The organism is Dietzia sp. DQ11-71 (assembly GCF_014144995.1).
GTDB classification, from domain to species: domain Bacteria; phylum Actinomycetota; class Actinomycetes; order Mycobacteriales; family Mycobacteriaceae; genus Dietzia; species Dietzia kunjamensis.
Genome location: NZ_JAALDT010000145.1, coordinates 1 through 26,676, shown reverse-complemented (window position 1 = coordinate 26,676; position 26,676 = coordinate 1). Strand labels below are relative to the sequence as shown.

19 protein-coding genes and 1 tRNA gene are annotated in these 26,676 nt (G+C 71.0%); 15 read left to right on the top strand and 5 right to left on the bottom strand.

The annotated features are described in order from the left end of the window. Window positions 1-69: 69 nt before the first annotated feature. Both G6023_RS06010 and G6023_RS06005 read right to left on the bottom strand, forming a co-directional pair. Window positions 70-765 carry a YbdD/YjiX family protein gene (locus tag G6023_RS06010; protein ID WP_067718393.1) on the bottom strand — a complete coding sequence of 232 codons (696 nt, stop codon included), beginning with the start codon at window positions 763-765 and terminating at the stop codon, window positions 70-72. A gap of 82 nt (window positions 766-847) precedes the next feature. Then, on the bottom strand, window positions 848-2,182 hold the full coding sequence (locus tag G6023_RS06005; RefSeq protein ID WP_096907208.1) for an FAD-linked oxidoreductase, L-gulonolactone oxidase family: 1,335 nt from the start codon (window positions 2,180-2,182) through the stop codon (window positions 848-850). A 142-nt stretch (window positions 2,183-2,324) separates the two neighbouring features. On the opposite strand from G6023_RS06005, the gene G6023_RS06000 reads away from it, so the two are divergent. From G6023_RS06000 to G6023_RS05980, 5 genes are read left to right on the top strand one after another with little or no spacing between them, the layout of a single operon-like run. Beyond that, entirely contained in the window at window positions 2,325-2,963 is a 639-nt protein-coding gene (locus G6023_RS06000; protein ID WP_067718391.1) for a TetR/AcrR family transcriptional regulator, read from the top strand. Continuing rightward, a complete protein-coding gene (locus tag G6023_RS05995) occupies window positions 2,956-4,152 on the top strand; it encodes a type III PLP-dependent enzyme domain-containing protein (protein ID WP_182634463.1) in 1,197 nt (398 codons plus the stop codon). The genes G6023_RS06000 and G6023_RS05995 overlap by 8 nt, the downstream gene beginning before the upstream one ends. Further along, entirely contained in the window at window positions 4,149-5,483 is a 1,335-nt protein-coding gene (locus G6023_RS05990) for a M20/M25/M40 family metallo-hydrolase (RefSeq protein ID WP_069389877.1), read from the top strand. Before G6023_RS05995 ends, G6023_RS05990 begins: the two co-directional genes overlap by 4 nt. Next, window positions 5,480-6,715, top strand: coding sequence for an MFS transporter (locus G6023_RS05985; RefSeq protein ID WP_067718383.1), 1,236 nt, complete (start codon window positions 5,480-5,482; stop codon window positions 6,713-6,715). Before G6023_RS05990 ends, G6023_RS05985 begins: the two co-directional genes overlap by 4 nt. A gap of 55 nt (window positions 6,716-6,770) precedes the next feature. After that, window positions 6,771-8,807: a DEAD/DEAH box helicase gene (locus G6023_RS05980; protein WP_277817505.1), complete on the top strand. Its 2,037-nt coding sequence runs from the start codon at window positions 6,771-6,773 to the stop codon at window positions 8,805-8,807. A gap of 9 nt (window positions 8,808-8,816) precedes the next feature. Here the strand turns inward: G6023_RS05980 and G6023_RS05975 are convergent, their stop codons facing one another. After that, window positions 8,817-9,575 (bottom strand): HNH endonuclease family protein, encoded by a 759-nt coding sequence (locus tag G6023_RS05975; protein ID WP_182634461.1) that lies wholly within the window; start codon window positions 9,573-9,575, stop codon window positions 8,817-8,819. 158 nt (window positions 9,576-9,733) lie between these two features. Here G6023_RS05975 and G6023_RS05970 point away from each other — a divergent pair, with 158 nt between their 5' ends. From G6023_RS05970 to G6023_RS05950, 5 genes are all read left to right on the top strand, one after another. Beyond that, window positions 9,734-12,622, top strand: coding sequence for a DEAD/DEAH box helicase (locus G6023_RS05970; protein WP_347570728.1), 2,889 nt, complete (start codon window positions 9,734-9,736; stop codon window positions 12,620-12,622). Beyond that, the gene (locus G6023_RS05965; RefSeq protein WP_096905244.1) at window positions 12,619-13,374 is read left to right on the top strand and encodes a hypothetical protein; all 756 of its coding nucleotides are present in this window, start codon (window positions 12,619-12,621) and stop codon (window positions 13,372-13,374) included. The genes G6023_RS05970 and G6023_RS05965 overlap by 4 nt, the downstream gene beginning before the upstream one ends. A 50-nt stretch (window positions 13,375-13,424) precedes the next feature. Continuing rightward, window positions 13,425-14,612 carry a metallophosphoesterase family protein gene (locus tag G6023_RS05960; RefSeq protein WP_096905245.1) on the top strand — a complete coding sequence of 396 codons (1,188 nt, stop codon included), beginning with the start codon at window positions 13,425-13,427 and terminating at the stop codon, window positions 14,610-14,612. Then, complete coding sequence (locus tag G6023_RS05955; RefSeq protein ID WP_182634457.1) at window positions 14,609-17,245, top strand: AAA family ATPase; 2,637 nt, start codon at window positions 14,609-14,611, stop codon at window positions 17,243-17,245. The genes G6023_RS05960 and G6023_RS05955 overlap by 4 nt, the downstream gene beginning before the upstream one ends. A 76-nt stretch (window positions 17,246-17,321) precedes the next feature. Further along, window positions 17,322-17,801 (top strand): MarR family winged helix-turn-helix transcriptional regulator, encoded by a 480-nt coding sequence (locus G6023_RS05950; RefSeq protein WP_235027941.1) that lies wholly within the window; start codon window positions 17,322-17,324, stop codon window positions 17,799-17,801. Between the two features lie 61 nt (window positions 17,802-17,862). Here G6023_RS05950 and G6023_RS05945 read toward each other — a convergent pair. Next, window positions 17,863-17,935, bottom strand: a tRNA-Arg gene (locus G6023_RS05945). A gap of 193 nt (window positions 17,936-18,128) precedes the next feature. On the opposite strand from G6023_RS05945, the gene argS reads away from it, so the two are divergent. From argS to thrB, 5 genes are read left to right on the top strand one after another with little or no spacing between them, the layout of a single operon-like run. Continuing rightward, a complete protein-coding gene (argS, locus tag G6023_RS05940) occupies window positions 18,129-19,781 on the top strand; it encodes an arginine--tRNA ligase (RefSeq protein WP_182634455.1) in 1,653 nt (550 codons plus the stop codon). After that, on the top strand, window positions 19,778-21,196 hold the full coding sequence (gene lysA, locus G6023_RS05935; protein WP_182634453.1) for a diaminopimelate decarboxylase: 1,419 nt from the start codon (window positions 19,778-19,780) through the stop codon (window positions 21,194-21,196). Before argS ends, lysA begins: the two co-directional genes overlap by 4 nt. Further along, window positions 21,193-22,545, top strand: coding sequence for a homoserine dehydrogenase (locus tag G6023_RS05930; RefSeq protein WP_067718363.1), 1,353 nt, complete (start codon window positions 21,193-21,195; stop codon window positions 22,543-22,545). Before lysA ends, G6023_RS05930 begins: the two co-directional genes overlap by 4 nt. Then, a complete protein-coding gene (thrC, locus tag G6023_RS05925) occupies window positions 22,542-23,624 on the top strand; it encodes a threonine synthase (RefSeq protein ID WP_069389615.1) in 1,083 nt (360 codons plus the stop codon). Before G6023_RS05930 ends, thrC begins: the two co-directional genes overlap by 4 nt. Beyond that, a complete protein-coding gene (gene thrB, locus G6023_RS05920) occupies window positions 23,621-24,583 on the top strand; it encodes a homoserine kinase (protein ID WP_096905249.1) in 963 nt (320 codons plus the stop codon). The genes thrC and thrB overlap by 4 nt, the downstream gene beginning before the upstream one ends. Window positions 24,584-24,647: 64 nt before the next feature. On the opposite strand, the gene G6023_RS05915 is transcribed toward thrB, so the two are convergent. Next, window positions 24,648-26,309, bottom strand: coding sequence for a long-chain-fatty-acid--CoA ligase (locus G6023_RS05915; RefSeq protein WP_347570727.1), 1,662 nt, complete (start codon window positions 26,307-26,309; stop codon window positions 24,648-24,650). Window positions 26,310-26,676: the final 367 nt, after the last annotated feature.

Here is a 26,676-nt window from a genome sequence, read left to right as displayed (position 1 = left end):
ACCTTCTGCCCGTGCCGGGCTCTCCGATCTCACCTGACAGGGGGATGCCCCCGGCCCGTCACGGCCGGTTCACGTGGCGGGCCACGAGTCCGGTGGCGTGCCGAACGCGGCATCAGCGGTCTCCACGACCGTCCGCCCCAGCTTCCGGTTGCCCCATCCACCCACAGCGGCGCCGAGCCCCGCGGGTGCCAGTTTGCCCACGGCGAGCCCTGCCCGCTTCACGGCGAACTTCCTGACGAAGCGGGTCATCATCCGACGGTTGATCTCCTTCAGCCCGGGTACCCGGAGTGCACGGCCGGCCAACGAGCCGCCCGTGGCCGCCCCTCCCGACGAGCTGACCGCGTTGGCCAGGATGGCGGTGCCGGACGCACCCAACATGACTGTCATGACCAGCAGTTCCTCGTGCTCGTCGTGGCGGACGTCCACGCCGTGGACCTCGGCCACGGCGAGCGTGTAGAACGCGGCGGCCTCGAGGAACACCAGCGACTCCGCGCCGATCGCGCCGAAGGCGACGATGGTTCCGAGACCCGGCACCGCGGCCGTGGCACCCACGGCCGCACCGGACGCGGTGACGGTGTTCAGGAACCGCGCGTCGAGACGCTCGCGGATCCGGGCCGGGCTCTCGTCCGGGTGATGGGCCCGGAGTGTGCGTACGTAGGCGCGGGCGGCACCGGTCTGGCTCCGGATCGCCCGGCGCAGGGCGGCAGTGATCACCCCCGCGGCCGGGCCGGAGACGTCGGATTCAGCGGGCACTCGATCGGGCACTGGGCACTCCTGGAGGTCAAGGCGGCGCGGGGGCGGGCCGGGCTCGAACCTCTACCGTACGTAAGGCGCGCGGGGTGATGGCTCAGGGCAGCACACGCTCGGTGTAGTCGTTGCCGAAGACACGCTCCGGGTCGAGACGGTCACGGACGGACACGAAGTCGTCGAAGCGGTCCACCATGGCGGACAGGTCCTCCGCGGTGCGGGTGTGCATCTTTCCCCAGTGCGGTCGCCCGCCGGCGGCGAGGAAGATCCCTTCCGCGAGACGGAACAGTTCGGTGTGATCCATCAGGTGGTACTGGTGCACGGCGATGTAGCAGACCTCGCGCCCGTACGCCGTGGACATCCACACGTCGTCGGCGGCGGCGAACCGCACCTCCACGGGGAACGGGGTGACGATGCCGGAGCGGTCGATGGTGTCGCGGAGGTCGCGCAACACCCCGGCCGCCGCCGCGACGGGCACGGCGTACTCCATCTCCCGGAAGCGGACCCGCCGCGGGGAGGCGAAGACCCGGTAGCTCCGGTCGGTGAAGTCCCGTGCGGACAGAGCCCGTGAGGCGACCCGGTTGAGCCGGGGGGTCAGCGCCGGACGTCGGGTCGCGGCCCGGCACACCACGTCGAAGACCTCGTTGGAGAGGAGTTCGTCGCCGATCAGACCCCGGATGCGTCCCACCGGGTGCAGCTCGGCGTCCCCGGGCAACCGGGTGTTGCGTTTGACGTTGATCGCGTCGGTGTGGGGGAACCAGAAGAACTCGGCGTGGTCGGCGGAACGTGCGAAACCCTCCAGGTCCGCCAGTGCGGCGGTCAGGGTCCACGGACGCTCCTCGGCCTGCAGTGCGAAGGCCGGGACGCATCGGATCGTCATCTTGGTGATGATCCCCAGTGCGCCGATCCCGAGGCGGGCCGCCTCGAACACCTCGGGGTCGGATTCGCGGGAACAGGTGAGGACGGCGCCGTCGGCGGTGACGAGTTGGAGGCCGACGACCGTGGCGGGCAGGCCCGGTGCCGCACATCCCGTGCCGTGGGTCCCGGTCGACACCGCCCCGGCGAGGGACTGTTCGGCGAAGTCCCCGAGGTTCGGCTGTGCCAGACCGAGCTCCCACAGCAGCGGTCCCAGTCGGTGCAGCCGGGTACCCGCCCAGACGGTCACGTCCGCGCCGTCGACGCGACCGTCAGCACCACGGGTCGGCACGATCGATTCCACACCGGCGAGGTCGTCCAACGACACGAGCACGCCGTCCGTCGCGGCCGCCGGCGTGAAGGAATGGCCCGCGCCGACACACTTGACCCTGGTTCCGCGCTCGGCCGCCCGCGTGACCACGTCGCTCACCTCGGCAACGGTCGTCGGGAGCGACCGGCCCGAGGGAGAGGCCAGGACATTGCCGGCCCAGTTCTGCCAGGGGGCCACCGAGGTCGTCATGGCAGGAGAGGGTACCCGCGCGAGGCGGGGCGGGAGGCGGTCCTGGACCATCGACCCGGAGTGGGGGCGGACGTCCGGCACGCCGGGGGAGCGGGTGCGGTGAACGGTGTGCACGTCCACCTCGTCGTCGTACCATGGACGGGTGACCAGACGACTTCCTGCCGATCAGCGCCGGGCGCAGCTCCTCCAGGCCGCCCTCGAGATCGCCGAACACGACGGACTGGGTGCGGTGACCGTCCGCGGCGTGGCCGAACGGGCGGGCGTGTCGCTGGGGGTCGTCCACTACTGCTACACGGATAAGGAAGAGCTTCTCCGCGAGGTCATCGGCGCCGTCAACTCGGAGGTCCACCAGGCCGCCCGGGCCTTCGTGAGCGTTGACTTCGATTCCGGGATCCGGGGCACCGAGGGCCTGCGGCGACGGCTGTACGAGGCGATCGACCTGATCTGGGCGGTGATCTCCGCATCGCCCGACCGGCAGCTCCTCACCTACGAGATCGTGTCGTACTCGCTGAGGACCCACGGGCTGCCCGAAGTCGGCCTGGCCCGCGACCAGCAGGAATCCAACGAGGCAATCGTGCGTTCGGTGCTCGAGCGCACGGCGCAGTCCGCCGACGTGCAGTGGGCGATGGGCCTCGACGACATGGTGCGCGTCGTCCTGTCGATCATCACCGGCATCAGCCTGCGGTGGCAGATCTACCGGAACGACGACGAGGCCAACGACCTCCTCCACCGGGCGGTCGACCTCGTCGTACGGGACGCGCGACCGGTCGACGGTGCCTAGCAGGGAGGCGGACGGCCTCCCCGTGGTCGTCGACTCGCTCCGGGTCGCGACCGCGGGCCTCGACGCGCCCCTCGCCGCTCTGCACCTGCCGAGTCTGCGGGCGAACGTGGACGACCTACGCCGCCGGGCAGGGGGCACCAGGATCCGGGTGGCGAGCAAGTCCGTGAGATCCCGAGGCGTGCTGCGGGAGGTGCTCGGCGACCGGCTGCGCGGCGACGACTCCGTCCGCGGGATCATGGCCTACTCGCTGGACGAGGCGTTGTGGTTGGTGGAGTCGGGGTGCGACGACGTCCTGATGGGGTACCCCACCGTCGACCGCTCGGCCCTGGGACGCCTCGGAGCAGATCCGCAGGCGCTGGACTGCGTGACACTCATGATCGACCATCCGCGCCAGCTGGAGATCGCACGGGAGGCGGGGGCGTCCGGGGCGCGGGTGTGCATCGACGTCGACTGCTCCCTCCGGCTGGGGCCCGTCCACCTGGGCGTGCGCCGCTCCCCGCTACGCGGACCGGACGACGTCGAGCCGCTGGTACGGCGGGCTGTCGCCACCGGCTTCCGCGTGGTGGGCGCGATGTTCTACGAGGCGCAGGTGGCCGGGGTGCCCGATGACGTACCGGGGATCGGCGTCGTCAAACGGCTCTCGATGCGGCGGCTGCGGGATGTGCGACCGGCGGTGGCGTCCACGATCGAGTCGATCACCGGGACACCGCCGGAGATCATCAACTCCGGGGGATCCGGGTCCGTCGCCGAGAGCGCCGGAGCGCCCGCCGTCACCGAGGTCACCGCGGGATCGGGACTGTACGTGCCGGGGCTGTTCGACGCCTATCGGACCTTCACCCCGCGGCCGGCGCTGCTGTTCGCACTGCCCGCCGTGCGGACGCCGGCCCGTGGTCTCACCACGTTCCTGTACGGGGGATACGTCGCGTCCGGCGTCCCGGGGCGCGACCGGCTCCCGGTGCCCGCCGCCCCGGCGGGGTTGCGATACCTCGGTCGGGAGGGGGCCGGAGAGGTCCAGACGCCCGCGCGGGGGCAGGTGGCCATCGGCGAGAGCGCATGGTGGCGTCACGCGAAGGCGGGGGAACTGTGCGAGCGGTTCGACACTCTCCACGTGGTGGACGAGACTGCTGACGGGCCCGTCGTGGTGGATCGCTGGCCCACCTACCGTGGTGAAGGGAAGTGTTTCGGATGACCGACGCCCAGCAGATGTCCGGGCAGGCGCGGGAGCGGATGCATGCCGAGGCCGTCGCGATCACGGCGGACCTCGTGTCGATCGACTCGACCAACACCGGTGACCCCGCGACGATCGGCGACGGCGAGACGAGGGTGTGCCGCCGGATCGCCGAGTACCTCGACGAGGTCGGCATCTCCAGCGAACTCGTGGAGTCTGTTCCCGGACGAGGGAGCCTGTTCGCCCGGATCGAGGGAGCCGACCCGGACGCGGGCGGACTGGTCGTGCACGGACACGTCGACGTCGTCCCCGCGGTCGCCGAGGACTGGACCGTCCCGCCGTTCGCCGGTGAGATCCGCGACGGCTGGCTCTATGGTCGAGGCACCGTCGACATGAAGAACATGATCGGCATGATGCTCGCGGTGGTCCGCCACTACCGCCGGGAGGGGATCGTGCCCCGGCGGCCGCTGCTGCTCGCGTTCTTCGCGGATGAGGAGGCCGCGGGGATCATGGGTGCCAAGTGGGTGGTCCGGGAGCGGCCCGAGATCTTCGACGGCATGACCCAGGCGCTCAGCGAGGTCGGGGGCTGGTCGGTACCGGTCGACGGCCGCCGCCTCTACCCGATCGCCGTCGCCGAGAAGGGCGTCGCCTGGGCCACGGTGACCGCACACGGGACCGCCGCACACGCGTCCCGCCCGACCGGGGACAACGCCGTCGCCGCGATCGCCGGGGCGGTTCATCGCGTGGCCGATCTCGACTTTCCGGTGCAGCCGACCGAGGCCAACACCGCGCTGGCCGCGGCGGTCGGTCGGCTGGCAGGAGGAAGCGGCGAGGTCGCCGAACTGCCGGATCGGCTCGAGGTCCTCGGGCACTTCGGGCCCCTCGTCTCCGCCTCGCTGTCCCACACCGCCTCACCGACGGTCCTGTCCGCCGGGTACAAGACCAACGTCATCCCCACCGAGGCACGCGCGGAGATCGACTGCAGAGTACTCCCCGGAGGTGAGGACACGTTCCGTGCCGAGATCGAGCAGGAGCTCGGCCCCGACGTGACGGTCGAGTGGATCTGGGAACCACCGATCGCCGCACCGGCCGACGCCCCGTTCGTGGAGGTGATCCGCGAGGCCGTCAGGCAATCCGACCCCGATGCCATGGTCGTGCCGTACCTGTTGCCCGCCAGCACGGACAACAAGCATCTGGCCCCGCTCGGGATCGACGGCTACGGGTTCGTCCCACTGCGCGTGCCCGACGAGTTCGACGTCTTCGGCCATTTCCACGCCGTGGACGAGCGGGTACCGGTGGACGCACTGCATTTCGGTGCCGACGTGCTCGCCCGAGTGCTCCGATCCGCGTGAGGGGCGCGCTCACCGGACATCCGACGCCGTCTGCGCGGACCCGCCTGCCCGCGGACGTCTGGGTCCTCGTCGCGGCCGCGTTCGCCGTGGCGATCGGCTACGGCCTGGTCGCGCCGGTGCTGCCGCAGTTCGCCCGCAGCTTCGACGTGTCGGTCACGGCGGCGTCGGTCATCGTCAGCGCATTCGCGTTCTTCAGGTTGGTGTTCGCGCCGGCCGGTGGGTTCCTCGTCGACAAACTCGGCGAGCGGTGGGTCTACATGTCCGGTCTCCTCATCGTGGTGGTCTCCACGTTGGCGACCGGGCTGGCGCAGAACTACTGGCAGCTCCTGGTCTTCCGCGGTCTCGGCGGTCTCGGGTCGACGATGTTCACGATCTCCGCGATGGCCCTGCTCACCAGATTGTCCCCGCCCGGCGCCCGGGGACGGATCGCCGGCCTGTACGCGACCGCGTTCCTCATCGGCAATATCGGCGGTCCGGTTCTGGGCGGATTGTTGGCGGGCTTCGGCATGCGCATCCCGTTCTTCGTCTACGCCGGCACGCTGCTGGTGGCGACCGGCGTGGTGGCGGTCTTCCTCCGCGGGGGCCGACGGCCCTCACCCGACGACGGGTCCCCCGAGCAGGAACCCCTCCCGGTCGCCGAGGCGCTTCGGCACAGCGGGTACCGTGCCGCGCTGATCTCCAGCTTCGTCAACGGGTGGACCTCGTTCGGTGTGCGGGTCGCCATCGTCCCGCTGTTCGCCGCGGCCAACTTCGATGCCGGCGCCGGTATCGCCGGCACCGCGCTGGCGTCGTTCGCGGTGGGGACCGCCTCGGTGGTCTCCGCGGCCGGGTGGTTGTCCGACAGGTACGGGCGACGTCCGATGGTGATCCTGGGTCTGGTGATCTCCGGTGTCACCACCCTCGTCCTGGGCTGGTGTGACACCGTGCCGTTGCTCGTGGCGGCCTCGGTCATCGCCGGGATGGGCGCCGGGATCCTCAACCCGTCGCAACAGGCCGCTGTCGCGGACGTGATCGGCGCGGACCGGGCAGGCGGCAAGGTCCTCGCCACCTTCCAGATGGCCAGCGACTCCGGAGCGATCCTGGGACCGGTCGTGGTGGGGCTGGTGGTGGACCTGCTGGGCTACAAGGCGGGGTTCGCGGTGTCCGGTGTGCTCCTCTTGGGGGCCGCGATCCCGTGGATCATCGCCGAGGAGACCCGTGAGGCCACGAACCCGGTGACCACGGGGGAGTGACCTGCGGCAGCCGTGTCGCTCAACAGCCCCCGGACGCCGTAGAATGTAAAACCTCATGGAGAACAACGACGAGGACCGTACCGCCACCGCCGGCGACGAGGTCGACACCGACGCCAGCAATCCCGAACCAGCCTCCGCCGCGAACAATGGCGCCGCGGACAACGGCGCTGCGGACACGGCCGCGCCCGCGCGCACCGGCGCCGCCGCGCCTGCAGTCGGCGGTGAGGACGAGCCCGAGGTGACGTTCGCCGACATGGGGCTGGCCCCCGCGGTCGCGCAGGCGGTCAGGGACGTGGGTTACGAAGTCCCCTCCGCCATCCAGGCCGCGACGATCCCGCTGGTCCTCGAGGGGCGTGACGTGGTCGGCCTGGCACAGACCGGCACCGGTAAGACCGCCGCGTTCGCGCTGCCCATCCTGTCGCTGATCGACCCGGCGGTAAAGAGCCCCCAGGCCCTCATCCTGGCGCCGACCCGAGAGCTCGCCCTCCAGGTCGCCGAGGCCTGTGTCACGTACTCGGCGAACATGCCGCAGGTGAACGTCCTGCCCATCTACGGCGGGCAGGCCTACGGCATCCAACTCTCGGGGCTGCGGCGCGGTGCGCAGATCATCGTCGGCACCCCGGGGCGTGTGATCGACCACCTGAAGAAGGGCACGTTGGACCTGTCGGGTCTGCGGCACCTCGTCCTGGACGAGGCCGACGAGATGCTCGCGATGGGGTTCCAGGAGGACGTCGAGCGGATCCTGTCGGACACCCCGGAGACGACCCAGGTGGCCCTGTTCTCGGCGACCATGCCCGCCGCGATCCGGCGGATCTCGCAGAAGTACCTCACCAATCCGACCGAGGTGAAGGTCGCGTCCAAGACCTCGACCGCGCCGAACATCACGCAGCGCTACGTCCTGGTCAATCACCGCGACAAGCTCGACGCTCTGACGCGGATCTTCGAGGTCGAGGACTTCGACGCGATGATCCTGTTCGTCCGGACGAAGTCCGCCACCGAGGAGCTGGCCGAGCGACTCCGTGCACGGGGGTTCTCCGCCGCGCCCATCAACGGCGACATCCCGCAGAACCTGCGTGAGCGCACGATCGAGGCGCTGAAGGACGGTCGCACGGACATCCTCGTCGCCACCGACGTGGCCGCCCGGGGTCTCGACGTCCCCCGGATCAGCCATGTCGTCAACTACGACATCCCGCACGACACCGAGTCCTACATCCACCGGATCGGCCGGACCGGTCGCGCCGGTAGGAGCGGTGAGGCGCTGCTCTTCGTCACCCCGCGCGAGCGCCGGCTCCTCTCCCAGATCGAGCGGGCCACCCGCCAACCGTTGACCGAGATCCAGCTCCCGAGCGTGGACGACGTCAACGAGATGCGGATGGCCAAGTTCGCACAGTCGATCACCGAGAGCCTCGAGGACCCGAGCATCGCGCTCTTCCGCCGACTGGTGGAGGAGTACGCCTCCGAGCACTCGGTCTCGATGTCCGACGTCGCCGCCGCTCTGGCGACCCAGTCGCGGAACTCGGACGACTTCCTCATGCGGGAGCCCGAGCGCCCGCCGCGCCGGGACGACCGTCGCGAGCGGCCGGCACGCGACTTCTCGGACGGGCCGCGTCCGTCGCGGTCGGGGAAGAACATGGGGCAGTACCGGATCGCCGTGGGTAAGCGGAACAACGTCAAGCCCGGCTCGATCATGGGCGCCCTGGCCAACGAGGCCGGGCTCCGGGGCGGCGACATCGGACGCATCTCGATCCGGTTCGACCACTCGATCGTCGAGCTGCCGGCGGATCTCCCCGCAGACCAGCTCAACTCGATGAAGGGAATCCGGGTCGGGGGTTCCGAGATCGACATCCGCCCCGACTCCGGCGCTCCGTCGGGTCGTCCGTCGTCGTTCCGGGACGACAGGGGCGGCAAGCTGCGTGGCGGCGGACCCCGTCGCGATGACCGTGGCGACCGAGGTGACCGTGGCGACCGTGGTGACCGGCGCGGCGGCCGTGACGAGAAGCGCGACGACCGTGGGGGCTTCCGCCGCGGTGACGACGACCGCCGCGGTGGCGGGTTCCGCGGTCGATCCGGCGGGGGCCCGGACCGCCACTGATGCCCGGTCCTAGGGGCCGGTCGGGCACCGCCGGACCGCACCGGCGAGAGCGTCATGGTCGGCCCTCGTCACCGGCAGACCGTAGGCGACAGCTGCGGTGAGGTACCGGGAGGCGTAGAAGCAGTGTCGACCGGGATCCGGGGGTAGCCAGTCCGCCGGGGTCGAGTCGCTCTTGCCGGTGTTGACCGACGCTGTGACGGCGAGCAGGTTCCGGTCGATGTCGTTGGCGAACGCGGCACGTCGCCCGGCCGGCCACGACCACGCGCCCAGGTCCCACGCTGCCGAGAGCGGGTAGACGTGGTCGACGTGGATGCCGCGCACCCCCGTGGTGCCCGCGTCGACGAGCCTGCCGGTGTACGGATCGGTCAGGACTCCGCCAGACACCTCGCACCGTGCCCCGGGTGTCCTGGTGCCGCCGACGAGGTCGCGGGCCAGGACATCGTGACGGGTGGAGCACCCGTTTCGGGACCCCGGCGCCCCGGTGGTGTCACTCCAGGCCGGGCCGAACACGCACGCGGACGCCCCCGAGCAGTCCCGCTCGTACCCGGGAGCGGGGTTCCGCGACTCCACCACGTCGACCGCGTCGAGCAGTGCCTCCACCGCGTCCCGCGGTGGGCTGCCCGGGACGGAGCGGGGCGGTTGGCCGGACCACCACACGGCGGCGAGCACGCCGACTACGACGAGGGCCAGGGCGAGCGCCCGGGGTGCGGGCGGCGGCACGACTCGGCCAGCAAGCGGGCGCCTCCGGGTACGGGGATCATGGCTCACGCATCGAGTCTGAACGCGGAGGTCGCCGACTCCCGCCCGCCGAGGGGGTCGGCAGGGCGGGACTGTGGACAGGCGGGCGCCTGTGGACAGCGGCCTCGCCCGTACCTCTCAGGGGAGCACGCCGGCCCGCTGTCGGACCCACGTGCTTACATGTGCACGTGACCCCGACCGCCGCACCCCGACTACACGCCGTGTGGCAGTCCGGGGTCGTCGGCTTGTGGTGCGAGACGGGATTGCGAAGGCCGGAATCGATCGCCCCCGCCGCCGAGGTCACGGCTGTGGGCCGGGCCGGAGCCCCGCCGGAGGTGATCCGGTTCCTGGAGCGCTACTCGCTGACGCACCGGATCGGGGTTCGTGCCCCGGTCGAGGGCCGGGTCCGGACCGCGACGGTGCCGGGGATCCGGGTCTCGGTCGGCGCGGCGGTGGATCTGTGCGGGATGGTCGACGCCACCGACCACTGGGTCGGATCCGGGCTGCGGGCCCTCGCGGCGCTCTCGTCGGGCGTGGCCGCCTTCGTGCGTGCGGGGCACGTCGTCCCCGTCCTCGGCCGTTCGGAGGGCGCATGGGACGCGTCTTGGACTCTCGCCGCCTCACCCGTGGTGTCGGCGTGGGCAGCGGAGAGCCTGTCCCGGTGCCACGGGCTGGTGGCGAACCGCGAGGACCTCGACCGACTACTCGCCGCCCTGGCGGACCAGCACGCGCGGATGGCCCTGGCGCCCCTGGCGGGCGATCGCCGGAGCGACCTGGGCACGGCCTTGATCACGGGCGGGGGCGTGACGTCCGGGGGCCAGGCGTTGGCGGAAGCGATCGACGAATTCGGACGGGCGGCGGCGGCACGGGACGTCGAGGTGGTGTTCCGGATCGTCGAGCCGACCGGCGGTGACGACGAGGGCCCGGGCGGTTCCGACGGCGGGGCCGGGCACGCCGCGCCCGGGGAGATCCTGTGGCGGCTGGAGACGCTGGTGCGCACGGGCACCGATTCCCTTCGGCCCTTCACCGAGCTGCCCGATACGTCGGCCGTGGTTGACGCGGTGCGCGACGTCGTCGACCGGGCGGTCCGGTCGTGGCCACCGCTGGGGCGTGCCACCCACACCGCCGGCAGTCCGGACCTGATGATGCCCACCGACCTGGTGGTGCAGTTGGTCGACGAGGGGGTGGAGGCACTGCGGGGGAGAGGTGTCGAGATCCTCCTGCCGCGAGCCTGGACCAGGGTGCGGACCGCCGTCCGGGTCGCGGTCACGGAGCCGGGCACCGAGAACGTCGATTCGGGGCGCCGGCTCGGGCTTGATCAGCTGGCGGACGTGAACTGGGAGATGGTCGTCGACGACGTCCCCCTCGACCCCGCCGAGGCCCAGATGCTCCTCGACGCCGCGTCCGATCTGGTCAAGCTCCGCGGACAATGGGTCCGGGCGGACCCCGGTGCACTGCGTCGGGCGGCCCGCTTCCTCGCCGCGCGGCGCGGGGGGCGGGTCACGGCACCCGCACTGGTCGCCGCCCTGATGTCCGAGGAAGGCGAGGGCGTCGAGGTGGAGGCGCCCACGACCATCGACTGGATCCCCTCGTCGTCGTCGATCCCGGTCGACCTCCCACCGTGGTTCCGCGCCACGCTCCGTCCGTACCAACTGGAGGGGGTGCGGTGGTTGACCGCGCTGTCGAGCGCCGATGTCGGCGCCGTGCTGGCCGATGACATGGGGCTCGGCAAGACCATGCAGGTGCTCGCGCTCACCGCGTCCGAGCACGCGGCGGGCCGGACCGGCCCCACTCTCGTCGTGGCGCCGCTCACCCTGGTGGCCACCTGGGCCCGGGAGTCGGCGACGTTCGCCCCGGAGCTGCGGGTCCACGTCCATCACGGACCGGCCCGCGAACGGGGTGACGACGCGGCCACCCTACTCGGAGCCGCCGACCTCGTGCTGACCTCCTACGGGACGGCGTCCCGGGACGCGGAACTGCTCGCCCGGGTGGCCTGGCGGCGGCTGGTCGCCGACGAGGCCCAGACCATCAAGAACCCCTCCACCTCGGTCGCGCGCGCCGTCGTCTCGATCCCGGCGGAGCACCGGATCGCGCTGACCGGGACACCGGTGGAGAACCGGTTGGACGAGCTCCGCGCCGTCCTGGACTTCGCCAATCCGGGGATGTTGGGTTCGGCCAGCACCTTCCGTGCCCGGTTCGCGATCCCCATCGAGTCCCACCGCGACGAGGCCGCGGCATCGAGGCTCCGGGCACTCGCCGCACCGTTCGTGCTGCGCCGCCTCAAATCCGACCCCCGCGTGGTCGCCGATCTCCCGGACAAGCAACACATCAGGGTCGATTCGCCCCTGACCCGTGAGCAGGCGACCCTGTACCGGGCGGTCGTCGAGGACATGATGGAACAGGTCAAGGAGTCCGAGGGGGCCGCCCGCAAGGGCGCCATCCTCTCGGGGCTCACAGCCCTGAAGCAGGTGTGCAACCACCCCGCCCACTACCTCGGGGACGGGTCCGCACTCCTGCGCGGCGGCCGCCACCGTTCGGGCAAACTCGCCGCACTGGACGAGGTCCTCAGCGAGATCCTCGACGCGGGGGAGAAGGTGCTGCTGTTCACCCAGTACCGGGCGTTCGGCGATCTGATCCTGCCCCTACTCGAGCGTCGGGCCGCCACCGCCGTGCCGTTCCTGCACGGCGGGGTCACCGCGGCCGGACGGGCTCAGATGGTCGAGGAGTTCCAGGCATCGCACGGCCCACCGGTGATGCTCGCGTCGCTACGCGCGGGAGGGACCGGACTGACCCTCACCGAGGCCAACCACGTCGTACACCTGGATCGCTGGTGGAACCCGGCGGTGGAGAACCAGGCCACCGACCGGGTCCACCGCATCGGCCAGACCCGGGTGGTCCAGGTGCGCACGCTCGTCGCACCGGGCACGGTCGAGGACCGTATCGACGAACTCCTCGAAGCCAAGCGGGACCTCGCGGAGTTGACGCTGGGACCGTTGGCAGGCGCGCTGACCGAGCTCGCGGACGCGGACCTGGCGGCACTCGTCGAGTTCACCGACGTGGGGCGGGACGAACCGTGAGCGGCGAAGCGGGCATCCGGGCGAGGTCCCGGGCCGGGCAGTTCGGCGCACACATGTGGAGCAGACGCTGGGCGAGTGACATCGAATCCGGGGTCTCCCGGGGTGACGCCCACATGGCCCGACAGGACGCCCGCAAGGACAAGGTCCTCTCCCTGCACCACTCGGGCCGGTCGGTCCGGATCGACGTCGACGGGAGCAGACCGGAACCCTTCACAGTGGAGTTCACGTTCGCCCCGCTTGACGACACCGACTCCGACGCCCTGCGCACCGCCCTCAGGCGGGAGGAACGGGGCGTGCTCGGCGCCCTGGCCGGGGACTTCTCCGACACCGTCGGGTTCCTCCTCCTGCCCGCGGTGCACGGGGCAACCGCGTTCACCTGCCACTGTCCGGTGCAACCCGGCCCCTGCCGACACGTGCTGGCGGCCGCCTACATCATGGTCGAGTGGTGGGACTCCCGGCCGGAGGTGTTGTTCGAGCTCAGGGGTCTGCGACCCGAGCAACTCGGCGCCGTCCTCCGGGGCGGAGGGGACGACGACGAGGTGTCCTTCGACGTGGAGGAGGCGCTGTGGGGTGGTGAGCCGATCCTGCCGGCGTCGCCGTCACCCGGACCGGCCGGTCTCGAGGACCTGCTGGACGCGCCCGTCACCCGCAGGCTCGCCGCGGCGGCGACCAACGACGCGCTCGAGCAACTCCGGGTGGTGGCGGACCTCGAGGACTTCCTCGACGCGTTCGGCCGGTACCGACCGCGGTGAGGCGGGCCGCCGATGCGTAGCCTGTCGGACCCGCGTCCTACGATGCGGCCATGACCAACCCACGGGACGGCGACGCCATCCGATTCCTCCACTCAGCCGATTGGCAGCTCGGTATGACCCGGCGGTTCCTCGGAGACGAGTCCCAGGCCGTCTTCACGGCGGACAGGCTCGCGGCCGTGGAGGCACTCGGTGGGTTGGCGGAGCGACACGGGGCACAGTTCGTGGTGGTCGCGGGCGACGTGTTCGAGGACAACGCGGTACCCCGGTCGGTGGTACTCCGCGCGGTCGAGGCCCTGTCCGCATTCCCGGTGCCGGTGCTGGTGCTGCCGGGCAATCACGATCCACTGGACGTGTCCTCGGTGTTCCGGTGCAGGGACTTCTCCCCGGCGCTCGAGGGCGGGGCCGTCGTGGTCCTCGACGGTTCGGGCCCGGTCGAGATCGTCCCCGGCGTCGAGGTGGTCGGCGTCCCGTGGACGTCCAAGCGCCCGGACCCCTCGCGGTTACCGGCGCTTCTGGCGTCTCTCGAACCCACTGACTCCGTGCGGGTCCTCGTGGCGCACGGGGGTACCGACGAGATCTACGGCGGGCACTCCCCGTCGGTGGAGGCGATCGCCGTGGCTTCGCTCGAGGAGGCGATCGAGTCCCGCCGCCTGGACTACGTGGCGCTCGGGGACAGGCACTCGGTCACCCGCGTGGGCTCCGGCGGGCGCATCTGGTTCTCGGGGAGTCCGGAGACCACGGACTTCGACGACGTGGAGAAGGACTCCGGCAACGTCCTGCTGGTCGAGCTCGGTGGGAGAGGTCCGTCGGGGGAGAGGCGAGCGTGCGAGGTCACCCCGCTGGCGACGGGCCGGTGGTCCTTCCTGGCGGTGGACGCGGAGATCGATACGGACGGGGACCTCGACTCCCTCGCCGAGCGGATCGAGGCGGTGCAGGACAAGCCGCGCACCGTGCTGAAACTGGGGCTGACCGGCACCGTCGGGGTGGCCCTGCGCGCGCGGATCGATGCGCTCCTGGAGACCTGGGACGCGGTGTTCGCCTCCGCGTACCTGCGCCAGTCACGCACCCACCTCGTGGTCCGCGCGGAGGACTCGGACTTCACGGATCTCGTGGACGGGTACGCGGGTCGCGCGGTCGCGGACCTCGTCGACATGGCGGCCACCGGCGGGGTGGACGCCGAGGATGCCGGGCACGCCCTGAGCTTGCTGTACCGGCTCGTGGACGGGGGAACGCGATGATCCTGCACCGGTTGACGATCGAGGACTTCCGCGGGGTGGTGCGCGAAGAGGTCGACCTGCCCCCACGTGGGGTGCTGGTGATCGAGGGCCCCAACGAGTCGGGGAAGACCAGCCTCATGGACGCCCTCGAGATGCTGCTCGAGCACAAGGCCTCGTCCGGGCGTGCCGAGATCAAGGCCGCCAGCCCTGTCGGCAGGGACGTCCCCGTGGTGGTGGAGGCCGAGTTCTCCGTCGACGGCGAACGGATGCGCTACCGCAAGGAGTTCGTCCGCGGCAAACGCACCTCCCTCGAGTTCCCGGGATCGGCACGCACGGCGATGGCCGGAGACGACGCCCACGACTTCGTCCGCGACCTGTTGGACCGTCAGGTCGACAGGTCACTGTGGCGCGCCCTGCGCATAGCCCAGGACGAACCTCTGGGCCAGGTCGACGCGGCCAAGGGGATGGACTCTCTCCGCCGCGCGTTGGACGCCGCGGCGGGCGGTGAGGACCCGGCCGGCGACGACTCGCTGGTCGAGCGCGTCGCGGAGGAACGCAATCGCTATCTCACTGCGCGGCGGGGCGAGCCGACCGGTGACCTGGCGCGGTCGGAGTCCCGGCTCACCGAGGCACGTGCGGCGCTCTCCGAGGCACGGGCCCGGCACTCGGAACTCGACGCGGCGGTCGCGGACTACGAAGCCCGGTCCGCAGTCCATCGCGCGCGACTCGACTCGCTCGCCACGCTCGAGAAGGAAGTCGGGCGTCTCGAGGCCGCGGGCCGGGCAGTCGCGGACCTCAGAGGGGTCAGCGCATCCGCCGATGCCGAGGTCGACCGGGCGGTGGCCGCGCATGACGCCGCGCTGCGCGAGCAACGGGAGCGTCGGGAACTCATCGACAGGGCGATGACCGAACAGCGGAGGGAGACCGATCTGCGGGCGGCCGCCGCCACCGCGGCCGAGAGGCTGGAACCCGCCCAGCAGCGGGCCCGTCGGGCGAGGGCCGAACTGGAGGCGGCGGAGAAGCGAGTGATCCGGGCCCGCACCCGCCTCGATGCCGCACGCGCGGTCGAGGAGGGCGACCGCAGGCGTGCGGACCTCGAGCACCTGGAACGACTCCTCGGGATCCTGACAGAGGTGGGGGACGAGCTGCGCCGCAAGGAGGCGGAGCTCGCCGCGGTCGACGTCGCCGATGACTCGGTCGACGCCATCCGCCGCGCGGACGAGACGCTGCGGGAGGCCGTCATCCGGTCCGCAGCCAGTGCTCCCCGGGTGGAGATCACCGGTGAGGGCGAGTTCCGGGTCGGAGGGGAGGGACTCGACGCCTCTGCGGGGTGGACGCACGAGATCGTGGAGGACACCGTCTTCGAGGTCGGGACGGTCTCGCTGACTGTCGTCCCCGCGGGTGACACGGACTCCGTCCGACGGGACGAGCAGTCCGCTCGCCTCCGGCTGGACCACCTTCTCGCGGAGCTCGGTGTGGAGAACCCCACGGAGGCGGAGGAACGCTCCCGGCGGGCGGGCGCCCTGCGTGCCGAGATCGAGGCACTGCGTCGACGGCGATCGGACCTCCTCGGCGGCGAGACGGCGGATGATCTCACCGCGAGGCGGGACGACCTGCGCTCACGGGTCCCGGCCGGGACCGTGCCGTCCGGCCAGGTCGCGGAGGGGCGGGAAGGCGGGGCCGTCGCGGAGGGGGAGGGCGATCCGGAGACCGAGTACGCCGCCGCGGAGGAATCGGTCGTCCGCTGCAGGGCGGAGGATCGCGCCGCATCCGCCGAGGCCGAAACACTCCGCACCGAGTACGCGACCCGTATCGCACTGGCAGACGAGGCGGCCGGCCGGCACGGTGAGTGCGGGGAGGCGCTGTCGGCCGCGCGTGACGCCGCCCCGGATCTCAGCCTCGAGGAGAGGGCGGGGGAGGCGCGCCTCCGGGCAGAGACCGCCCGTGGGAAGGCACGGGAGGCGAAGGCGGAATTGGACGAGGCGCTCGCCGACGCGCCGCCCGGTCTGCTGGACAACGCCCGGGCCTCACTGTTCTCACTGGCCGCCGAGGAACGCGAATCGGCTGCTGCCGTCGCCACGTCGATGGGCCGGGTCAACGCGATCGGCGACCAGGGCCGGCTCGAGGGGGTCGCTTCCGCCGAGCGCGAACTCGAGGCGGCGGAGAGGGAGAACGCAGCGCTGTGGCGCCGAGCCCGTGCGGCGGACCTGCTCCACCGCACACTCGCGGCGCGTCGATCGGAGGCTCTGCTCGCGTACCAGGCCCCGTTCCACAGGGCGGTCGTCGAACTCGGTTCCCTCGTGTACGGGCGTCACTTCGACGTGAGGCTCGGCGAGGATCTGACCATCCTGTCCAGGCGGGTAGGGGATGTGACCGTCGACTACGAATCGCTGTCCGGGGGCGCCAGGGAGCAGTTGGCGGTGATCGTCCGGATCGCCTGTGCGCGACTCGTCGGTGACGACGGCGTCCCCGTTTTCCTCGACGACACCATGGGCTATACGGATCCCTCTCGCCGACTCACCATGGGAGCGGTCATCGCCGCGGCTGCGGCGACGTCACAGGTCATCGTGCTCACGTGCGACCGCGCCCGGTTTGCGGGTATCGGGGGCGCACACACCCACGTCATGCAGAGGTCTTGCGCCGATCGCGAGTGAACGCCGTTGACGGCGGCGGGCGCCCCGGAGCGGTGGTGGAGGAATGTCGAGTGGGTCGTCGTGCTGTAATAGCCCCATGACGGAGACACGCTGGTTGAGCGATGACGAGCAGCGCATGTGGCGCCGGTACCGCGATGTGAACCAACTGCTCGAACTCGCCATGGAGCGCCAACTCCAGCGGGACGCCTCGATGTCTCAATCCGATTACTCGGTTCTGGTGAGCCTCAGTGAGGCCGACAACCGGGGACTCCGGGCGAGGGAACTCGGCGCCGCACTCGGCTGGGACCGCAGCCGGGTCTCTCACCAGGTCCGGCGTATGGAGGGGCGCGGCCTGGTGGCCAAGGGAGAATGCGCGGAGGACGGTCGCGGGACCGTCGTCACCCTCACCGAGGCGGGCGCCCAGGCGATCGCGTCAGTGGCCCCCAAGCACGTCGAGAAGGTCCGGGAGTTGTTCATCGACGTGCTCTCCGAGCACGAGGTACTCGCACTCACCGACATCTACGAGCGAGTCGTCGACCGCATCGGTGAGGTGGACGGAATCACCCGGCCCACCTGACGCGGAGCGGGAGAGACGAGAAGGGCCCGGGCAACCGCCCGGGCCCTTCTCGTTTTGCTTGTGCCCCCGAAGGGAATCGAACCCCTGACCTTTGGTACCGGAAACCAACGCTCTATCCCCTGAGCTACGAGGGCGGGATACCGACCCTCACGGGCCGGAGGCCGCTCCAGCGGACACCCCGCACTGGCGGGGATCGCTCGAACAGCGAGATTGATCGTAGCACCGGCGGTCGGGCAGGGCCGCATCGGGCCCGTCGGGGCTCGGACGGGTCGCCCGGACAGACGTCCGATTCCCCCCGCGACGTGCCGACACCTAGGATAGGAAGACGTGACTCCCGCCGATCTCGCCGCCGTCATCCGCGCCGCCCTCATCTCCGTTCTCGCCGACCGCGGGGCCGACACGTCGGTCGTTCCGGAGTCGGTGACGGTGGAGCGGCCGCGCAACCCCGAGCACGGGGACTACGCGACGAACATCGCTCTCCAACTGGCCAAGAAGGTGGGGTCGGCCCCTCGCGAACTGGCGCAGGATCTCGCGACCGCGCTGGTGGCCGACCCGGGCGTGGCCTCGGCCGAGATCGCGGGACCGGGGTTCCTCAACATCCGTCTCGATTCCGGGGCCCAGGGCTCGCTCGTCGCCACCGTGCTCTCCGCGGGCGAGGAGTACGGCAACGGGGACGCGATGGCCGGCCGCCGGGTGAACCTGGAGTTCGTCTCCGCGAACCCCACCGGGCCCATCCACCTGGGCGGAACACGCTGGGCGGCGGTCGGTGACGCCCTCGGTCGTGTGCTCGAGGCCTCCGGCGCAGCGGTCACGCGTGAGTACTACTTCAACGACCACGGTGCGCAGATCGACCGCTTCAGCCGTTCGCTGGCCGCGGCTGCTCGCGGCGAGGCGACCCCCGAGGACGGCTACGCGGGGGCGTACATCCAGGACATCGCGTCGAACGTGGTCGCCGAGCACCCGGACGTGCTGGAGCAGCCGGAGTCCGAGGCCCTCGAGACGTTCCGAGCGGTCGGCGTGGACCTGATGTTCAGCCACATCAAGAACTCGCTGGCCGAGTTCGGAACCGTCTTCGACGTCTACACCCACGAGAACTCGATGTTCACCTCCGGTGCGGTGGACCGCGCGATCGAGACGCTCAAGGGCAACGGGAACCTCTACGAGTCCGAGGGAGCCTGGTGGCTCCGGTCCACCGCGTTCGGTGACGACAAGGACCGCGTGGTTCTCAAGTCCGACGGCGACGCCGCCTACATCGCCGGTGACATCGCCTACTTCCTGGACAAGCGCGAACGCGGCTTCGACCTGTGCATCTACATGTTGGGAGCCGACCACCACGGGTACATCGCCCGGCTCAAGGCCGCCGCAGCGGCCCTGGGCGATGACCCGGCGACGATCGAGGTGCTCATCGGTCAGATGGTCAGCCTCGTCAGGGACGGCGCCCCGGTCAAGATGAGCAAGCGGGCGGGAACCGTCATCACGCTCGACGACCTCGTCGACGCCATCGGCGTCGATGCCGCGCGGTACGCGCTGATCCGGTCCTCGGTCGACCAGACGATGGACATCGACCTGGCGCTGTGGACGTCGGCGACGAACGACAACCCCGTCTTCTACGTGCAGTACGCGCACGCCCGTCTGTGCTCCCTGGCGCGCAACGCCGCCGATCTGGGGGTCACCCCCGAGGGTGCGGACCTGGCGCTGCTCACCGAGGACCGGGAGGGTGCGCTCATCCGCACCATCGGTGAATTCCCCCGGGTCGTCGCCAGCGCCGCGGACCTGCGCGAGCCCCACCGTATCGCGCGCTACCTCGAGGAGTTGGCCGCCGCCTATCACCGCTTCTACGACACCTGTCGTGTGCTGCCGATGGGTGACGAGGAGCCGGGCCAGCTGCACGCCGCCCGGTTCGCGTTGAGTACGGCCACCCGACAGACCCTCGCGAACGGCCTCCGCCTGATCGGCGTCAGCGCACCGGAGAAGATGTGAGCGCCCACCCCGCCGGGGCCCGGCACGAGGTCCCGCACGCGCCGGGGATCGGTGAGCGGCCCGCCGACGCGAACGACATCATGGCACTGGCGCCCTCCGTGTGGCCACGCGGTGCCGACCGGCGCGACGACGGAGTCGTGGAGTTCGCGGGTGTCACCGCGGGCGAGCTCGCCGCGGAGTTCGGTACGCCGCTGTTCGTGATCGACGAGGACGATTTCCGCTCCCGGTGCCGCGAGATGGCGGAAGCGTTCGGCGGCGCGGACCGCGTGCACTACGCATCCAAGGCGTTCCTGACCACGGAGACCGCTCGCTGGGTCGCCGAGGAGGGGCTGGGGCTGGACGTCGCCTCGGGCGGCGAGCTCGCGATCGCGCTGAGGGCCGGGTTCCCGCCCGAACGGATCACCGTCCACGGGAACAACAAGTCGGCGGACGAGCTGCGCCTGGCCGTCCGCAGTGGCGTCGCCCACGTCGTGATTGACGCGATGTCGGAGATCAAGATGCTCGACCGGATCGCCGGTGAGGAGGGCGTCGTCCAGGACGTGTTCATCCGGGTCACGGTCGGCGTCGAGGCCCACACCCACGAGTTCATCGCGACCGCCCACGAGGACCAGAAGTTCGGCTTCTCGCTCGCGGGCGGTGCGGCGATGCAGGCCGTCCGCGCGGTGTTCGACGCGCCGAACATCCGGCTGACCGGGCTGCACAGTCACATCGGGTCCCAGATCTTCGACATCGACGGGTTCGAACTCGCGGCGCGACGGGTGATCGGACTGCTGCGCGAGATCGTCGACGAGTTCGGCGCCGAGCGGACAGCTCAGCTCGACCACCTCGATCTCGGCGGCGGTCTCGGCATCAGCTACGTCTCGTCGGACGATCCGCCGCCGGTGGCCCAGTTGGCGGCGTCCCTGCGGGAGATCGTCGAGGGTTTCGCCCGGCATGCCGGGCTCGTCCCGCCGACGCTGGTCGTCGAGCCCGGTCGTGCCATCGCCGGCCCGGGCACGGTCACGCTGTACGAGGTGGGCGTGGTCAAGGACGTCGAGCTCGCGGGCGGGGAGAACCGGCGCTACATCAGTGTCGACGGTGGGATGAGTGACAACATCCGCACGGCCCTGTACGACGCCGTCTACGACGCCCGGCTGGTGGGACGCTCGTCAGACGCCGAGCCAGTGGTGTCCAGGCTGGTCGGCAAACACTGCGAAAGCGGCGACGTGGTGGTGCGCGACCTGTGGATGCCGGAGGACGTGGGTGGCGGTGACCTGGTGGCCGTCGCGGCCACGGGCGCATACTGCTACTCCATGTCGAGCCGATACAACATGATCGGGCGACCCGCCGTGGTGGCGGTGCGCGACGGGCGGGCACGATTGGTGCTGCGCCGTGAGACCCTGGACGATCTGACGAGCCTGGAGGTGGGACAGTGAGCGACGCAAGCGCGTCAGGCGTGCGACCCGTGGGGGTGGCGGTGCTCGGGATGGGCACCGTCGGATCCGAGGTCATCCGCTACATGACCGAGAACGCCGACGCACTGGCGGCCCGCATCGGCGCGCCCCTGGCCCTCCGCGGCGTGGCGGTGCGCGATCTCACCAAGGATCGCGGGCTCGATCCGGACCTGCTCACCGCGGACCCGTCGTCGTTGGTCGCGCGCGACGACGTCGACGTCGTCGTCGAGCTCATGGGCGGCATCGACGTGCCGCGTCCGCTCCTCCTCGAGGCGCTGCGTCACGGCAAGGCCGTGGTGACCGCCAACAAGGCGCTGCTCGCGGAGTACACGGACGAACTGGCGGCGGTGGCCGACTCCACGCACACCGATCTGTACTTCGAGGCGGCCGTGGCCGGTGCTATCCCGGTGATCGGCCCGCTGCGCCGATCGATGGCCGGAGACCAGGTGGAGCGCGTGCTGGGGATCGTCAACGGCACCACCAACTACATCCTGTCGGAGATGGGTTCGACCGGGGCCGACTACTCGGAGACCCTCGCGGAGGCCTCCCGTCTCGGGTACGCCGAGGCCGACCCCACGGCCGATGTCGAGGGGTATGACGCGGCCGCCAAGGCCGCCATCCTCGCGTCGATCGCGTTCCACAGCCGCGTCACCGCCGGGGATGTCTACCGCGAGGGCATCTCGCGGATCTCGCCGGACGACTTCGAGTCGGCCCGCGACATGGACTGCACCATCAAGCTGCTCGCCATCTGCGAGAAGCTCACCCAGTCGGACGGGTCCGAGGCCGTGTCGGCGCGCGTGTACCCGGCGCTGCTGCCCAACACCCACCCGCTCGCGACGGTGAACGGGGCGTTCAACGCCGTCGTCGTCGAGGCGGAGGCCGCCGGTCGACTCATGTTCTACGGTCAGGGTGCGGGAGGTTCCCCGACCGCCTCCGCGGTCCTGGGCGACATGGTCGCCGCCGCCCGCAACAAGGTCGGTGCGGGTCGCGCCCCGGGGGAGTCGACGTACGCCGCTCTTCCGGTCGCCTCCATGGACGAGATCTCGACGCGCTATCACGTGCGCATGCGGGTCGCCGACAAGCCGGGCGTGCTCGCCCTCGTCGCCGCCGAGTTCTCGCGGCACGGCGTCTCCATCGCACAGGTGCGACAGACCGAGGTCGAACTGCCGGAGACCGAGCTCGACGATGTCGAGCCCTCCGCGGAGCTCACCGTCCTGACCCACCGGGCGTCGGAGCGCGCGCTCTCCGACACCGTGGCAGCACTGTCGGATCAGGACGCCGTCACGGCCATCACCAGCGTCATCCGTCTCGAGGGAGTGGACACCGAATGAGCAACACCCACCAGCCCGTGCACAGCCGGTGGCCCGGCCTCATCGAGGCCTACCGCGACCGACTCCCGATCGGGGACGACTGGGAGCCGGTGACGCTCTACGAGGGCGGGACCCCGCTCATTCGCGCGACCCACCTGTCCGCCGTGACGGGTTGCGAGGTGTACCTCAAGGTCGAGGGCCTCAACCCGACCGGATCCTTCAAGGACCGGGGCATGACGATGGCGGTGACGGATGCCAAGGCTCGCGGCCAGAAGGCCGTCCTCTGCGCGTCGACTGGCAACACGTCCGCATCGGCGGCCGCCTATGCCACCCGTGCCGGGATGGAGTGCGCCGTGCTCATCCCGCAGGGCAAGATCGCCGCCGGCAAGCTCGCCCAGGCCGTGATGCACGGGGCCACCATCATCCAGGTCGACGGCAACTTCGACGACTGCCTGGAGTTGGCCCGCAAGACCACCGCCACCTACGCCGAGATCGGGTTGGTCAACTCGGTCAACCCGGTCCGGATCGAGGGACAGAAGACGGCGGCGTTCGAGATCGTCGATGTTCTCGGGCGCGCCCCCGACCTGCACTTCCTACCCGTCGGCAACGCGGGCAACATCACCGCGTACTGGAAGGGTTACACCGAGTACCACGCCGACGGGATCATCTCGTCCCGCCCGCGGATGATGGGTGTGCAGGCCGCCGGCGCCGCACCGCTGGTCGACGGCGCCCCGGTCAAGAACCCCGAGACCATCGCCACCGCCATCCGGATCGGCTCCCCGGCGTCGTGGGACGGCGCGGTGACCGCCCGCGACGAGTCCGGGGGGACGTTCCGCAAGCGCACCGACGAGCAGATCCTCGAGGCGTACCGCATGGTCGCAGGCAAGGATGCCGTTTATGTCGAGCCCGCCTCCGCGGCCTCGGTGGCGGGGTTGCTCGACGCGCACGCGGGCGGTGAGCTGGAGGCGGGACAGACCATCGTGTGCACCGTGACCGGCAACGGACTCAAGGACCCCGACACCGCCCTGCTGGGGATGCCCGAGGTCGAGGCCATCCCGGTGGATCCGTCGGCCGTCGCCGGCGCCCTCGGCCTGCAGTGAGCGAGGTGAGCGGTCCCGGCCCGGAGGTCTTCGGCAGCTCGGGTGGGCACATCCTGCCGGTCGGGCGCACGGTCACGATCGAGGTACCGGCGTCCAGCGCGAACCTCGGGCCGGGTTTCGACGCGCTCGGGGTGGCCCTGGGGCTGTACGACACGATCACGGTGACCACGATCGACTCCGGCCTCGAGCTGGAGGTGTCGGGGGAGGGCGCCGGTCAGGTTCCCGAGGACGCCTCGCACCTGGTGGCCAAGGCCGTCGAGGCCGGGCTGCGTGCCGGTGGTGTGGGTGTGCCGGGCGTACGGATCTCCTGCCGGAACGCGATCCCGCACTCCCGCGGTCTCGGGTCGTCGGCGTCCGCCGCGGTCGGCGGACTGGTCGCGGCGAACGGTCTGATGGGCGGGGTGCTGACGAACGACCACCTGGTCCAGCTCTCGAGCGAGTTCGAGGGCCACCCGGACAACGCGGCGGCCAGTGTCCTCGGCGGGGTCGTGGTGTCGTGGACGGAGCGCTCGGCGACCGGCGTGCACTACCGTGCGGTCCGCATGGAGGTGGATCCCTCGATCGTCGCCACCGTTCTGGTGCCGTCCGAGACGTCGTCGACCGCGCAGACCCGCGGCCTGCTCCCGGCCACCGTCCCGCACGAGGACGCGGCCTTCAACGCGAGCCGCGCCGCGCTGATGTCGGTCGCGCTCGCGGCCCATCCGGAGTTCCTGCTGGCCGCGACCGAGGATCGGCTCCACCAGTCCTACCGGGCCCCGGCCCTGGTCGGCACCACCGAGTGGGTCACCAGACTGCGTGAGCGGGGTCTCGCGGCGACGGTCTCCGGCGCCGGCCCGACCGTGCTGGTGTTGGGCACCGACGGGTTGCCGACCGACCTGCGCGCCGATGCCGAGGCGCAGGGATGGACGGTGCTGGACCTGCAGATCGCGGACGGTGCCCGGGTCGTGGCCGGAGACTGACACCCGGTCGGGCGACGCCCCGTCCGATCGGTAGAGCGTCCCTTCGAGACCCCGTCGGAGGGATTCAGTCGGACGCCTCCGGGGCGATCGTCGTGATCTCGTAGTCGCCCGCGGCGTGGCGCGCCCGGATCCTGATCTTGTCGAACTTTCCGACCGTGGTCTGCGGGATGTGGTCGACGAAAGCCCAGTGATCCGGGCGCTTCCAGTTCTCCACGACGCCCTCGAGACCCTCCCAGAGGGCGCGGGCGGACGCGGTCGCCCCGGTCTTGAGCTGGACCAGGACGAGCGGCCGGTTGCCCCAGCGTTCGTCCGGGACACCGACCACGGCCACCTCCGCGACCCGGTCGTCGAGCAGGACCGCGTGTTCGAGTTCGACCGTCGAGATCAGTTCACCGCCGGAGGCGATGATGTCGTCGACCCGGTCCACCACGTCGAGGTAGCCCTTGGGGGAGATGCTGGCCACGTCCCCGGTGCGTAGCCATCCGTCGACGAAGCGATCGGAGGCCTCGTCGCCGAGGTAGCGGGCCGTCACCCACGGGCCGCGGATCTGGAGTTCGCCGACGGACCACCCGTCGTTGTGCTGGACCCGGCCGCCGTCCACGATGCGTGCCTTCACTCCGGCGGGGAACCGTCCCTGACCGAGCATTTGTGCGCGTCGCCGGGTCGCGGAGGAGTGGGGGTCCGGGCGCGCGAACGACGCGATGGGGCTGGACTCGGTGAGTCCGTAGGCCTGCATGATCGTGACCCCGTGGCGCTCGACGAACGCGTCGAACAGGGCCTCGGGGACGGGCGATCCGCCGACGAGGACCTCGCTGAGATGTGCGATCGACTGCGGATTGTTCTCCAGCCGCCGGAGTAGCCGTTGGAGGGTGGCCGGTGTGGTGGCCATCTTGCTCGGCCTGTATGTGCGCAGCAGGTCGGCCATGTCGTGGCCGGTGGTGAGCACCCGGCCGGGCCGTGGTCGCGCGGTGATGAGGCCGGCGCCGGTCATGAAGGCGGCGTACGGCAGCCCCCAGGACATGACGTGGTACATCGGCACGGTGGTCAGGACGGTGTCGCCGCTGCGCAGGGCCGCGCTCTCGGCCATGGACATCTGCATGGAGTGCAGCCAGATGGACCGGTGGGTGTAGGCGACGCCCTTGGACGCGCCGGTGGTGCCGGAGGTGTAGGCGATCGCCGCGGCGGAGCGTTCATCGAGGTCGGGCCACGGGTAGGTGGTGGGTTGGCCGTCGAGGAGGGTCTCGAGGGCGTGGACGTCGGCATCGAGCTCGCCGAGGTCTGGGGGTACCTGACCGTCGACGACGACGAGGTGGCGCAGCGAATCGAGCTGCGCGGCCACCGGGAGTGCCGAGGAGAGCAGCTCCGGGTCGACGAGTACGACCGCCACCCGGTTGTCGCTCAGGACGGAGAGCATGAACTCCCGCGAGCGGAGGACGTTCACCGGGAGGGCGACCGCGCCCATCGCGGGGAGGGCGAACATCGCCTCGACGACCTCGGTGCGGCTGCCGGACAGGATGCCCACCACATCGCCGGGTCGTACCCCGAGCCCGGCGAGGGCGTGCGCGGTGGCGGCCGCGCGGGAGGCCAGCACGTCGTATCGCACCGGACGGGGTTCCAGGTCGCCGACGAATCCGGTGACAGTGGACCCACCGTGTCGTTCCGCCGCGTGCTCGAGGATCCGGGACACGAGCAGCGGCGTGTCCAGCATCGTTCCGAGCACGGTCACCTCCGGGGTCGTGTGGCCCTTGTCGTGTGCTGTACGTTACCGCCCGCATCCGACGCGGTGAGCGCCAGTCGCGACTCGCGGAAGGGGGACCTGCGCGCGATCGGCCACAGAGTAGTATGCTTGCACCCAGCCACGGGCGCCCGGTCGTCCCAGCATTCCGAGTCAATCCTCGCAGCACCCTCCGCACTAGGTCGGTGTGGTGTGGATCGGACTCGGTGGGACAGGCCGATCGGCGAGTGGCGTACAGGGATCCCCACTATCGAGCGGTTCTCCCCTCACGAGGATCCCCCTCAGACGAAAGATCCGTGTCCGGCCACGTTGCCGCCACGGAAGGCCCCAGCGGCCACCCCGGGACGCCGAGTCCGCT

What these genes read in the sequence shown, in the direction of transcription:
- G6023_RS06005 (WP_096907208.1), bottom strand. Translation starts at nt 2,182, where the DNA reads ATGACGACCTCGGTGGCCCCCTGGCAGAACTGGGCCGGCAATGTCCTG.
- G6023_RS05990 (WP_069389877.1), top strand. Translation starts at nt 4,149, where the DNA reads ATGACCGACGCCCAGCAGATGTCCGGGCAGGCGCGGGAGCGGATGCAT.
- G6023_RS05980 (WP_277817505.1), top strand. Translation starts at nt 6,771, where the DNA reads ATGGAGAACAACGACGAGGACCGTACCGCCACCGCCGGCGACGAGGTC.
- G6023_RS05960 (WP_096905245.1), top strand. Translation starts at nt 13,425, where the DNA reads ATGACCAACCCACGGGACGGCGACGCCATCCGATTCCTCCACTCAGCC.
- G6023_RS05955 (WP_182634457.1), top strand. Translation starts at nt 14,609, where the DNA reads ATGATCCTGCACCGGTTGACGATCGAGGACTTCCGCGGGGTGGTGCGC.
- G6023_RS05950 (WP_235027941.1), top strand. Translation starts at nt 17,322, where the DNA reads ATGACGGAGACACGCTGGTTGAGCGATGACGAGCAGCGCATGTGGCGC.
- thrC (WP_069389615.1), top strand. Translation starts at nt 22,542, where the DNA reads ATGAGCAACACCCACCAGCCCGTGCACAGCCGGTGGCCCGGCCTCATC.